The organism is Rhizobium sp. PP-CC-3G-465 (assembly GCF_004343445.1).
GTDB classification, from domain to species: domain Bacteria; phylum Pseudomonadota; class Alphaproteobacteria; order Rhizobiales; family Rhizobiaceae; genus Ferranicluibacter; species Ferranicluibacter rubi.
Genome location: NZ_SLYH01000032.1, coordinates 1 through 10,729 on the forward strand (window position 1 = coordinate 1; position 10,729 = coordinate 10,729).

The following is a 10,729-nucleotide window of genomic DNA, read 5'->3' on the forward strand; positions in this document are numbered from 1 at the left end:
CGCACTTGGTCGCGCGACTTTGAACGGCTCGTTCGCGGAAATCCTAATTTTGCAGCGCTGCAAAAGTCGAATTAAGATATCGAGCAAATGTCGGGAATTTTGCGACAGGGCGTGTTTCTGTATGGATGAGCGTTATCAGGTTCTCAGTTGAGACCCGCTTGTGCGCATCCAGTGGGCCAAAGAGTCCAAGGTACTGCGCAGCGTCGCTCCGAGTTCTGTAACTTCATATTCCACCCGAGGCGGCATCTCCGGATAGATTGTTCGCACGACCAAGCCACGGTGCTCGAACAAGCGGAGCTGGCGAGTAAGTTCCTTTTGGGTGATTGGCGCAACTGCGCGCTGAAAATCGCCAAAGCGTATCGGGCCATCGGTTACGATGAGCCTATACAAGATAGGGATAGCCCATTTTCCTGAGACCAGATTGACAAAGTCGACCATCGGACATGGTTGGGCTGGTGCAACCGCTTCGCTTTTTCTCCGTAAAAGATTCTGCTCATCCAGCATGCGAATTTTCCTTTAGTACCGAATCGGTGCCTACTATCCATACGGTACTAATGATGGCAAACCTTTTCCATGTTCGTGAAGGGAAAGAAAATGCCACGCATGAAGGGTAAATACGCGCTAATCACCGGAGCAACGAGCGGTATAGGCTTGGAAACCGCGCGCCAGTTTCTGGCCGAAGGTGCGACTGTAGCCATTACCGGCAGAAGCCGGGTCGGTCTGGATGCTGCCGAGCGCGCCTTGGGTGCATCGGTCCTATCGATTCAGAGCGATGCAGGTGACATCGCCGCTCAACGCAGGCTGTATACAGAGCTGGAGCAGCATTGGCCTCGGCTGGATGTACTTTACATCAATGCTGGCGATGTGACGCATCGCCCTGTCAAGGATTGGGACGAAGCTGCTTACGACCAACTCATGGCGACAAATCTCAAAGGCCCGTTCTTTCTGATCCAGAGCTTGTTGCCGTTGTTGGCAAATCCCTCATCGATCATTCTGTGTGGGTCGATCAGCGCGCATATCGGTTTGCCACAAAGCAGCGTCTATGCCGCGAGCAAGGCAGCCCTTGTTTCCTTGGCGCGCACATTGTCGGGTGAACTGATCAAACAGGGAATTCGCGTCAATGGACTGATTCCCGGCCCAACGGAGACACCGGCGCTGACGAAATTGGGATTGCCGCAGGCCGAAGAAGATGCGTTGCGACAGGAAATCCGGAGTCTTGTCCCGATCGGTCGCTTGGGAACGACCTGGGAGCTTGCGAAGGCGGCAGTATTTCTTGCGTCTGACGAATCCGGATTTGTCGTCGGTTCGGAATTACTGGTTGATGGCGGCGTAGGAAATATCTGAACAATAGTCATGAGAAAAAAAGGACCAGTCGCGGAAGTTGTAACTTTGCGACGCTGCAAAAGTCGGCAGATCATCTGAGAGGGAAATCGGGACTTATGGGAAACTGAAGTTCAAGTCTGTCTGACGATGGTGCCGATTGCATTGACGAGAAGGCGAGATGCGGTCAACGCCGATAGGCTGTCAATGTCGGCAGGGGGATAAAGCTCGACAAGATTAAATCCTGCAATCCTTGCCTGCTTGCCGAGACCCGCGATGAGGTCGATGACCTGCGTATAAGTAAGGCCGCCTGGCGTACGTGCTGCCACACCTGGCATAGTGGTGGGATCGAGGCTGTCGCAGTCGAGGGTAACGACGACCCTTACGCCTTCCGGAATATGTCGGAGAGCAGCGTCTACACCTTGGCCGTGGATTTCCCTCGCGGTCACGAAGCGGCTACCATAGCGCTGTGCGGCATTAATGTCGTCGGGGCGTGCGCTGCCTACACTTCGAAGGCCAACCTGCACAATGCCGGCGACATGCGCCATCTCGCTCGCCCGGCGCATAGGGCTCGAATAACCGTAGTGCTCGCCGTGCACCTCGTCGCGCCAGTCGATATGGGCGTCGATCTGTAAAACCCAGACCGGCATCTCATTCGCAAAGCCGGCGAGGAAGGGAATGGTTGTAGAACAGTCGCCACCGAGAAGAATCGGAATGCTTGGCAATGCCAAGACTTCGCGCGTCCTCGCCTCGATCCGAGTGCGGTTGCCTTCGTTGTCATACATGATGGTCGGAATGTTGCCGGCATCGACGCAGCAGACAGGGTTACCGCCGAAGAGCGGTCCGGCGAGATCGAAATCCCAATGCTCGATGAGCGTGGCATCATCCTGGCTCGCAGCGCGGATCGCGTCGGCGGCCAATGCATGGCCGCTACTGTCCTTGCCGGGATATGTGCTGCCGTGACCAACTCCGAAGATCACCGCACGGGGTGTGGAACCGTTAGTGAGGCGATCGGGAAAGCCGAGAAAGGAAGACAAGGTGGTCACTTCTCGACGGCTTTCATGAAAGGTGCCTGCGGCCTCTGCGCAAGCGCTGACGCGAACGTGTCGGCGCCAATGTTTCGTCCGCACAGAATGACCGCGACCGTCTTGCCTTCCATCTCTGCCTTCAAGGCCGCGAGTCCCGCCAGCGCGACGCCGGCGGCCCCCTCCACCATCCAGTGTTCATGGTCTGCGAGCGCCCACATGGCCGACTTGATGAGGCCTTCGCTGACGGTCACATACTGGTCGATGACCTCGGCACAAACGGGAAGCGTCACGGTTCCCGGTTCGAGCGCGCCTGCCGTGCCGTCCGAAATCGTTTCGCTCTCGGGAACGTCGTGGATAAAGCCGGCCTCCAAGGCGCGGAGAAGGACCGGGGAGTTTTCAGGCCAGCAGCCGATGATCTGCGTCGATGGCGACAGGTGGGAGAGCGCCGTGCCGATCCCCCCGATGAGGCCGCCGCCGCCAACGGAAACGAAGACCGCATCGAGCCGATGACCTGCTTCGGCCAGTTCGATCCCCAGCGTCCCCTGTCCCGCCATCACGTCCATGTCGTTATAGGGTGAGATATAGCAGCGCCCCGAGCGATCGGCTTCGGCTCTGGCGCTCAACTCAGCTTCCAGTTCCACGCCATCAATGACGTGAAGATCGGCACCATGCGCCCGGATGGCGGCAAGCTTGGAAGGGGCCGTTTTCTTCGCAGCAAAAACAGAAACCGGCACGCCTGCCTTGCGAGCAGCCAATGCGACGGCATGTCCGTGATTACCCGTCGATGCCGTTACGACGCCTCGCTCTCGCTCGCCCGGAGACAGGAGCCGGATCTTGTTAGAGGCTCCACGGTATTTGAACGACCCAGGTGGTCTGGAGGTGCTCCGCTTTCAGAAGGACATTGCAGCCGAGATGGTTGGATAGCCCCACGCTTGGCTGCAATGGGGTGCGTAGCACATCCGGCGAACGGTTCTGCGACGCAGCCTGGATAGCCTCGAAAAGAGCGGTGGTCATGATGCCTCCTTGATTTGCACAGAAGTCTATTATAGACATTCTGTCTAAGAATGGGAGTCAAGAATGAACCGTCGTACGTCAGCGTTTCATCCATACCAGCCGTTGGCCGATGCTCTCGCGACGCTGCTGGCCCCGCTGGTTGAAGTCGCAATCCACGACATGGAGAGCGACACGCTGGCTTATGTCGCAGCGCCGATGTCGCCCCGGGAGCCCGGTGACCCGTCAGGTTTGAGGGATCTCGGACCGCCCTCTCAGTCGGGGTATTTCGGTCCTTACGAAAAGACGAACTGGGACGGGAAGCGCCTGCGCTCGATCTCGGTTCCGCTTCCAGGACAGCCTGCTTCCATGCTTTGCATCAATGTGGACGTGTCGCGCTTTGAGGCCATGCGCGATATGCTGGAGATGATGATGACACCCATCAATCCGGTGACCGTTGCCACGACCCCGGCTCTATTCCGCCAGGATTGGCACGAGACCCTGAACCGGTTTGTCGCGGAATGGTCGAGAGCAAGGAAGGTCAATCCGACTTCGCTGGATCGACATCAGCGCCGGAGCCTGATTGCCGCGATCTACGAAAGCGGTGGCTTTGAAGCGCCTCGCTCCGTCATTTACATCGCCCGTCTCATCAACGTCAGCAGAGCTACCATTTACAACGAGCTGGCGGATTTGAAGAAGGACGCCCTGCAACCCGAGAAAATCGATTGATGGATAATCCGGCAGACATCACGCTCGACAGGATGCGTAGCCGTCATCGCGAGCTCGCCAGTTCGATCGTCCGAACGCCATCGGTCGAGTTGGTTTCCTCTTCGGTGAAGCGGGTGCTCGATCAGGCGAATATCTACCTGAAACTCGAAGCCTTCCAGCATACCGGGACATTCAAGGCGCGCGGGGCTTTGTCGGTCGCGCATTCCATTCCAAGAGAAGAGCTGCAACGCGGCCTTACCGGCGCAAGTGCCGGCAACCACGCTATTGCCGTTGCGTGGGCCGCACGGCAGATGGGGGTGCCCGCCAAGGTCGTCATGCAATCCACGGCCAATCCCTTTCGCGTGGAACGAGCCCGGAGCGAGGGGGCCGAGGTTGTCCTCGCAGATGGAGGACCGGCCACATTCGCCGAAGCTGAACGATTGATGCGCGAAGAAGGTTTTACCTTCGTCCACCCGTTCGAAGGAGCCGAAACCACGTTGGGAACTGCTGGCGTCGGTCTCGAACTCATGGCGGACGTAATCGACCTGGATGCCGTCGTGGTTGCCGTGGGAGGCGGAGGTTTGATCAGTGGCGTCGCCGCGGTGGTCAAGCAGCTGAACCCACGCTGCCTGGTCTATGGCGTTGAGCCGAAGGGAGCCAATGCCGTATCTCGGGGTCTTGCAGCCAATGGGCCGGTCACGATCGAGAAGTCGGACACGATCGCAGATAGCCTTGCACCGCCCATGTCGCTCCCGTTCAGCCTGTCACTGATCGCAAGATATGTCGATGATGTCGTTACGATCTCGGATGACGATCTCTGCGCTGCTCTTGTCATCATGCAGGAACAAGCGCGACTGGCTGTCGAACCGGCCGCGGCCGCCGCGATGGCAGGAGCATTGGGTCCGCTTCGCCAGCGTCTCAGTGGAAAGCGCATGGCAATGATCGTATGCGGCTCAAACATTGACGCTGCAAGCTATGCAAAGCTCCATGAGCGCGGGTACCCACTTGTGCCAACGTTGTTCAGCTAGCTGAGACCTTTGATTCGCAAAAATCCTAGATTCTGCGAGACAGCAGCAGCGCCAAGCCGCCCGAGATCGCACCAAAGGTGCATGTGCCGGTCCAGCCCCACGCCGCATAGGCTGCACCACCGAGGCCGGCCCCGACCGCGCCACCGAGCAGCATCGTCGCCATGAACACCGTGTTGAGCCGGCTGCGCGCGGTCGGATCGAGTGCATAGACTCGCGCCTGGTTGGCAACCTGTGAGGACTGCACGGCAAGGTCCATCACCAGAATGCCGATGATGAGGCCGACCAGAGAGCCTTGCCAGAACCCAAAGATGGTGAAGGCGACGACAACGAGGCCCGCGCCGATCGAGACAACCACGGCCGGTCCGCGCCGATCCGCGAAGCTGCCCGCTATCGGAGCGGCGAGCGCACCCGCGACCCCAACGAGAGCAAGCAGCCCGACCGCCGTACCGCCGAGCTGATAGGCGGGCTCCAGCAGCAGGAGCGCGAGATTGGACCAGAAGGCTATGAAGGCCGCGAAGATCAGGAATTGCACGACGACCGCCTGCCGGAGAACACGATGCGTCCGTACCAACGCCCAGAGCGAGGCGAGCAGCCGGGGATAGCTCAAGTCCGTTGTAGGCGGGACGCGCGGTAGACGGATCGCTAGGAAAACACCAATCCCCATCATGAGAGCGGCGGCGAACCAGAACACGATGGGCCAGCCCCATAGGTCGGAAATCGTGCCGCTGACTGTTCGGGCCAGAAGGATGCCGATCAGGATGCCGCCCGTCACCGTGCCGAGGATACGGCCACGTTCCGCAGCCGGGGCCAGATGGACAGCGAGCGGGACAATCTGTTGCGCGACCGTGGCGAATAGTCCGACCGCGACGCTGGCGAGGGCAAGCCAGACGAAGTTGGGCGAAAGCGCCGCGCCGATCAGCGCAACGACCAGTGCTGCGATGGTGACGAGGATGAGAGATTTCCGTTCCAGCCGATCTCCAAGCGGAGCCAAGAACAGCACCCCGACCGCGTTGCCTGCTTGCGTGAGCACGGGAATGATGGCGGCCGTGCCAGCCGCCAATCCGAAATCTGCCGTGAGATGCCCGAGGAACGCCTGATTGTAATAGCTGTTGGCGACGGCAGCGCCTGCCGCGACCGCCAGCACGCGTACCAGAGTGTTCGACAGGATTGCGGATTGTAGAACAGAGGGATTTTTCATGCCCGCAGGCAAACAGAACACCTGACGGCAGACAAACGATATCTCTTGCCGAATGCTTTAGTTTATCTAAGCTGTAAGAATGACGCTTTCTGTATCATTTGGCGGGTTGCGATCTTTTGTCGAAGTCGGCAGGCAAGGCAGCATCAAACGTGCTGCCGGAGAACTTAACGTGACACCGGGCGCTGTCAGCCAGCAGATTAAGGCGTTGGAGACGCATTTCGGCGTCAGGCTTTTAGATCGAGGAACCCGGGAGGTGCGGCTTTCAACGGACGGTCTGCGCCTTTATGCCAAGATCGCGCCGGCGTTCGAGCAGATCGACGACGCCGTGCAGCTCTTTGACGGCCGGCGACCAGGACCGGAAACGCTTGTCATTAGCACCGTGCCGTCCTTCGCGGCGTGCTGGCTGGCATCGCGCCTGGGCCGCTTCACGGCTGAGCATCCCAGGATCGAGGTCCAGATTGAAACGTCGGTCCAGCTCGCGGATTTGAGCGGCGGTTCGACAGACGTGGCAGTGAGGCATGGTTCCGGAAGCTATCCCGGCCTCGATGCTATTCGGCTGTTCTCTCCGCAACTCATTGCGATCGGAAGTCCTAACCTGCTGACAGACGGACCGGTGCCTTCGCCTGCCGACTGCCTTCGCTACCCGCTCTTGCAGGACCGGGACCGCACGGATTGGTCGATCTGGCTTGAGGCGAACGGCGTGAAAGCGTCCCAAAGTGCTGTGAAGGGTCCGAGTTATGCCGACGACGCACTGTTGGTCCAAGGGGCCATTGCCGGGCAGGGCCTGGCGATCGTTCGCAATGTCTATGCCGCCAGCGCGTTGGTGGCCGGTCGGCTCATGCTGGCGATCGATGCGCCAGTGCCGACGCCGGCAGGCTATTTCGTTGTTACCCGTCCTGATCGGATGAATGTTCCGAAGATCGCAGCTTTCCGCCATTGGATAATGCGAGAGGCGGGAGTCGCGTAATTCCTGAATTTCACGCCCAACTGAATTTAAGCCGATCGGACGTAAATTTTTGCGCGGCGCTCCAACTCGGCCGTCAGGCTGATGAATGGAGCAGGACCAAGGCTGATCCGGGAGACGCCAAGCTTGGCCAGCTCGCGGACCCGTTCGGGGTTGTCCGGTGCCATGACGTTGATCGGTAGCGTCGCCCGTTCGCACAGTTGCCGAATGAGACCCGTATCGACCAGTCCAGGAACAAAGAACCCGTCCGCGCCGGCTTCGGAGTAGGCCTTCTCGCGTTGCAGCGCCTCGTTCAGCAGTCCGCCATGATCGGCGTCGGGTCCGGCCTTCAAGAACACATCGGTTCGGGCATTGACGAACGCGGGAACCCCAACGTCATCGGCAGCACGTCTGACAGCCAGCAACCGCTCGGCCTGTTCGCGAATGGCGTAAAGACCTGGACCACCCACGACCTGATCCTCGAAATTCAGGCCGACAACGCCAAGAGCGAGCAGTTTCCCGACGTTCGCCGCGACCAAGGCCGGATCGGCGGCATAGCCGCTTTCGAAGTCCACGGAAACGGGCAGATCGACGCTGCGCACGATCCGTCCGACGACCATCAGCGCATCACCCAACGGCATCTCTTCGCCGTCAGCATAGCCTTGAGCCGCAGCGACCGACCAACTCCCGGTGGCGATCGCCTGTGTCCCCGAGCGGGCAACGGCCACCGCGCTGCCGGCGTCCCAGACGTTGTAGAGGACGAGCGGATCGTTCCGAACGTGGAGGCGACGGAAGTTCTGCGCTTTTTCGATGGTCAAGTTCAACGGATTGTCTCCTGTCCAATGGTCTTGAGCTGGCGTTCGATCTCGATCAGTCGCTGTTTGCGCCAGAGCCCGCCGCCATAGCCGGTCAAAGCTCCATCCGCCCCAATCACACGATGGCAGGGAATCATGAGGGCGATCTGGTTGGCTCCATTCGCCCGAGCCACCGCTCTTGTTGCGCTGGGTCGGCCGATCCGGCGTGCGATATCGCTGTAGGACCGCGTCTCGCCAGCGGGGATTTCGCGGAGCGCGTCCCAGACCTGTCTCGTGAAGGCACTCCCGGACAAGGCCAGCGGCGTCTCGAACCGGTTAGATTGAGCCGCGAAATAGGCTATGAGTTCGCCAGCCGCTTGCTCGGCTGGCGGCGTTACACCGACCCCGATGGGTCCTTGTGTTCCCGCCTGCAACCGTTTCAGTTCCGATGGCAGACTCTTCCGGTCCACGAACTCCAACAAGTGCAGATGCTGACGGCTGCCGACTGCGATCATGTCGCCAAGGGGTGTTGGTATCCACGTGGCCCTCAAAAGCCGGTCGGTCCGTAGATCCCCCGGCGCGCAGCCCAGCAACCGCGCGAACGCGGCGCGGAAGGCGCTGGAGGACTCGAAGCTCGCTTCGTGCTGAGCCGCAATGACTTTGCCGCCAATGGCCAACGTCTCGAATCCCTCACGGATGCGCCGCTGACGCGCCATCTCGAGGAAGGTCATACCGAACTGCCGTTTGAAGCTTCGGCGCACCGTGGACAGGTCGTAGCCGAACTGCTCGATATGCTGCTCGGACCAACGCAGGTCCGGTCGTTCGTCCAGCGCGTGCAGAAGCGCGCCGATCGTCGGATCGGCGGATGCCGCGGCCTGCAAGGGATGGCACCGCTTGCAGGCACGGAACCCGGCCTCGATGCAGTCGCCGATTGTGGGATAGAAGGTGCAGTTCTCAGCCTTGGGCTTGCGAGCTGGACAGGTCAGACGACAGAAAACGCCGGTTGAGGAGACGCAGACGAACGCCTGCCCGTCGTAGCGCTCGTCGCGGGCGAGCAGGGCGGCATAAAGGGTTGGCTGGTCGGGAAGGTCGAATAACATGCTCTCTTCTACAGCTTCCCCCTGCCATGAGCCGCCGATTTCCGGGCGTCTATTTCTCTTTTAAGGAAGGGTGAGCTTACGCCGGCGGGCTAACATTCGCGACAGCTTGTATTTGAAGATGGCGCAGTGGATATGACAAGGGTCAATAGGAGAGCCGCGAAGTGACGAAGGCCGTCGAAATACTACTTTACACGTTGCAACCCGGAACTGGCGACGAATTTCACACCATCATGCAGACAGTGAGCGTGCCGCTGCACCGGAGCATTGGTATGGACGTGGTGTCTTACGGAAAGTCTGCGCACGATTCAGACGCCTACTATCTGATCAGGGCCTATGCTGATCTGGATCAACTCGAAACCTCGCAAGAGGTTTTCTATAAAAGTGATGCTTGGAGAAGCGGACCGCGTGCAGACATTATCGCCAGGATCGCGGCCAGCCTGAAATCAGTGGTCATCATGAGCGACGAGGCGGTTGAAGCGCTGCGCGCAGAGACCGCCCCGGGCAAATCCTACGTGATGACCGAGGCCGATATCAATCAAGCAACGTCGCGAAAGTCCTGATTTTAGATAATTTGCAAAAATCGGGTTATCATTTGAAGGAATTTCGGAAAACGGCACATGCGGATCGTTCTTACTGGTAGCTCCGGGCGGGTTGGCCGCGCTATCTTCAGCGCCTTGGCTGGGAAACACGATGTCGTCGGAATCGATCGTTCGCCCTTTTCGACCACCCATCTGGTCGCGGACTTCGCCAATGAAACGCTCTTACGATCTGCATTTGAGGGCGCGGATGCAGTAATCCATGTGGCTGCGCTTCATGCGCCGCATGTCGGCTCCATCCCAGACGAGGAATTTCGTCGCGTCAACGTGGGTGGAACCCGTCTTGTCGCAGAGGCGGCTATTGCAGCGGGCGTGAAACGGCTTGTCTTCACCAGCACGACAGCCTTGTACGGGTACGCCGTTTCTCCCGCATCCTGTACATGGATCGACGAAGATACGCCGGCTCAACCCAAGAGCATCTATTACCGAACAAAGCTCGAAGCCGAGCGCGTTCTGGAAGAGATGGCCGGTCCCGAGTTGGCCGTACGTGTCCTGCGCATGTCGCGGAGCTTTCCGGAACCTGGCGAGGTGATGGCGGCGTACCGGCTGCATCGCGGTGTGGATGTTCGCGACGTTGCCGATGCCCACCTATCAGCACTGACGAATGGGGATGCACAGTTCCGTCGCTATATCGTTTCAGCCGCAACTCCCTTCACAAAAGCGGACTGCAAATACCTCGCGACCGATGCAGCTTCTATTATCACGCTAAGAGCACCAACCCTTGCCGCAGAGTTCACACGCAGGGGATGGAGCCTACCGGCTTCCATCGATCGCATCTATCATTCCGCACGGGCAGAGAACGAGCTTGAGTGGCATCCACGTTTCGGCTTTGACGAGGTTTTGGCCCAAATGGACCGGAGTAGCCTGGAAGTGTTGCCTCCCGGTTCGGATATTAGCAGGAAATCCGAGTAGATTGCCGCGAAACTCCTGCAGACTGTCTGAAAAGTAGTCGGGCTGGTGCCACTTCCAAGATACCACCATCTCTTCAGGCGAAACGGGTTCGTAAATTCTCGACGTAGGCACT

At 59.3% G+C, this 10,729-nt stretch carries 13 protein-coding genes; 6 read left to right on the forward strand and 7 right to left on the reverse strand.

The genetic code is table 11. The features are described from left to right. Positions 1-135: 135 nt before the first annotated feature. Positions 136-504 carry a winged helix-turn-helix transcriptional regulator gene (locus tag C8J33_RS26140; protein WP_132665870.1) on the reverse strand — a complete coding sequence of 123 codons (369 nt, stop codon included), beginning with the start codon at positions 502-504 and terminating at the stop codon, positions 136-138. Between the two features lie 90 nt (positions 505-594). Between C8J33_RS26140 and C8J33_RS26145 the strand changes: the two genes are divergently transcribed. Continuing rightward, positions 595-1,344, forward strand: coding sequence for an SDR family oxidoreductase (locus C8J33_RS26145; RefSeq protein WP_132665871.1), 750 nt, complete (start codon positions 595-597; stop codon positions 1,342-1,344). Positions 1,345-1,454: 110 nt separating this feature from the next. On the opposite strand, the gene C8J33_RS26150 is transcribed toward C8J33_RS26145, so the two are convergent. Genes C8J33_RS26150 through C8J33_RS27430 form a run of 3 tightly spaced genes read right to left on the reverse strand, consistent with a single transcriptional unit; the run spans position 1,455 to position 3,362 of the window. Further along, positions 1,455-2,366, reverse strand: coding sequence for an arginase family protein (locus C8J33_RS26150; RefSeq protein WP_110808476.1), 912 nt, complete (start codon positions 2,364-2,366; stop codon positions 1,455-1,457). After that, on the reverse strand, positions 2,363-3,181 hold the full coding sequence (locus tag C8J33_RS26155) for a pyridoxal-phosphate dependent enzyme (RefSeq protein ID WP_207904072.1): 819 nt from the start codon (positions 3,179-3,181) through the stop codon (positions 2,363-2,365). Before C8J33_RS26155 ends, C8J33_RS26150 begins: the two co-directional genes overlap by 4 nt. Before the next feature lie 4 nt (positions 3,182-3,185). Continuing rightward, positions 3,186-3,362 carry a hypothetical protein gene (locus C8J33_RS27430; RefSeq protein WP_207904070.1) on the reverse strand — a complete coding sequence of 59 codons (177 nt, stop codon included), beginning with the start codon at positions 3,360-3,362 and terminating at the stop codon, positions 3,186-3,188. A 63-nt stretch (positions 3,363-3,425) separates the two neighbouring features. On the opposite strand from C8J33_RS27430, the gene C8J33_RS26160 reads away from it, so the two are divergent. Further along, positions 3,426-4,067, forward strand: a complete 642-nt coding sequence (locus C8J33_RS26160) for a helix-turn-helix transcriptional regulator (RefSeq protein ID WP_110808475.1) — start codon at positions 3,426-3,428, stop codon at positions 4,065-4,067. After that, positions 4,067-5,074, forward strand: a complete 1,008-nt coding sequence (locus C8J33_RS26165) for a threonine ammonia-lyase (protein ID WP_181427241.1) — start codon at positions 4,067-4,069, stop codon at positions 5,072-5,074. Before C8J33_RS26160 ends, C8J33_RS26165 begins: the two co-directional genes overlap by 1 nt. 25 nt (positions 5,075-5,099) lie before the next feature. On the opposite strand, the gene C8J33_RS26170 is transcribed toward C8J33_RS26165, so the two are convergent. Further along, the gene (locus C8J33_RS26170) at positions 5,100-6,272 is read right to left on the reverse strand and encodes an MFS transporter (RefSeq protein ID WP_110808478.1); all 1,173 of its coding nucleotides are present in this window, start codon (positions 6,270-6,272) and stop codon (positions 5,100-5,102) included. A gap of 79 nt (positions 6,273-6,351) precedes the next feature. Between C8J33_RS26170 and C8J33_RS26175 the strand changes: the two genes are divergently transcribed. Further along, positions 6,352-7,239: a LysR substrate-binding domain-containing protein gene (locus C8J33_RS26175; RefSeq protein WP_132665872.1), complete on the forward strand. Its 888-nt coding sequence runs from the start codon at positions 6,352-6,354 to the stop codon at positions 7,237-7,239. A 26-nt stretch (positions 7,240-7,265) separates the two neighbouring features. Here C8J33_RS26175 and C8J33_RS26180 read toward each other — a convergent pair whose 3' ends face one another. After that, on the reverse strand, positions 7,266-8,039 hold the full coding sequence (locus C8J33_RS26180) for an isocitrate lyase/PEP mutase family protein (protein ID WP_110808473.1): 774 nt from the start codon (positions 8,037-8,039) through the stop codon (positions 7,266-7,268). After that, the gene (locus tag C8J33_RS26185) at positions 8,036-9,109 is read right to left on the reverse strand and encodes a bifunctional transcriptional activator/DNA repair enzyme AdaA (protein ID WP_110808472.1); all 1,074 of its coding nucleotides are present in this window, start codon (positions 9,107-9,109) and stop codon (positions 8,036-8,038) included. Before C8J33_RS26185 ends, C8J33_RS26180 begins: the two co-directional genes overlap by 4 nt. A gap of 161 nt (positions 9,110-9,270) precedes the next feature. On the opposite strand from C8J33_RS26185, the gene C8J33_RS26190 reads away from it, so the two are divergent. Both C8J33_RS26190 and C8J33_RS26195 read left to right on the forward strand, forming a co-directional pair. Then, positions 9,271-9,669 carry a hypothetical protein gene (locus C8J33_RS26190; protein WP_207904071.1) on the forward strand — a complete coding sequence of 133 codons (399 nt, stop codon included), beginning with the start codon at positions 9,271-9,273 and terminating at the stop codon, positions 9,667-9,669. A 57-nt stretch (positions 9,670-9,726) separates the two neighbouring features. Then, positions 9,727-10,617, forward strand: a complete 891-nt coding sequence (locus tag C8J33_RS26195; RefSeq protein WP_110808471.1) for an NAD-dependent epimerase/dehydratase family protein — start codon at positions 9,727-9,729, stop codon at positions 10,615-10,617. Positions 10,618-10,729: the final 112 nt, after the last annotated feature.

Excerpts from the sequence above, each read along its gene's own strand:
- C8J33_RS26140 (WP_132665870.1), bottom strand. The coding sequence starts at position 504 with ATGCTGGATGAGCAGAATCTTTTACGGAGAAAAAGCGAAGCGGTTGCA.
- C8J33_RS26145 (WP_132665871.1), top strand. The coding sequence starts at position 595 with ATGCCACGCATGAAGGGTAAATACGCGCTAATCACCGGAGCAACGAGC.
- C8J33_RS27430 (WP_207904070.1), bottom strand. The coding sequence starts at position 3,362 with ATGACCACCGCTCTTTTCGAGGCTATCCAGGCTGCGTCGCAGAACCGT.
- C8J33_RS26160 (WP_110808475.1), top strand. The coding sequence starts at position 3,426 with ATGAACCGTCGTACGTCAGCGTTTCATCCATACCAGCCGTTGGCCGAT.
- C8J33_RS26165 (WP_181427241.1), top strand. The coding sequence starts at position 4,067 with ATGGATAATCCGGCAGACATCACGCTCGACAGGATGCGTAGCCGTCAT.
- C8J33_RS26170 (WP_110808478.1), bottom strand. The coding sequence starts at position 6,272 with ATGAAAAATCCCTCTGTTCTACAATCCGCAATCCTGTCGAACACTCTG.
- C8J33_RS26175 (WP_132665872.1), top strand. The coding sequence starts at position 6,352 with ATGACGCTTTCTGTATCATTTGGCGGGTTGCGATCTTTTGTCGAAGTC.
- C8J33_RS26185 (WP_110808472.1), bottom strand. The coding sequence starts at position 9,109 with ATGTTATTCGACCTTCCCGACCAGCCAACCCTTTATGCCGCCCTGCTC.
- C8J33_RS26195 (WP_110808471.1), top strand. The coding sequence starts at position 9,727 with ATGCGGATCGTTCTTACTGGTAGCTCCGGGCGGGTTGGCCGCGCTATC.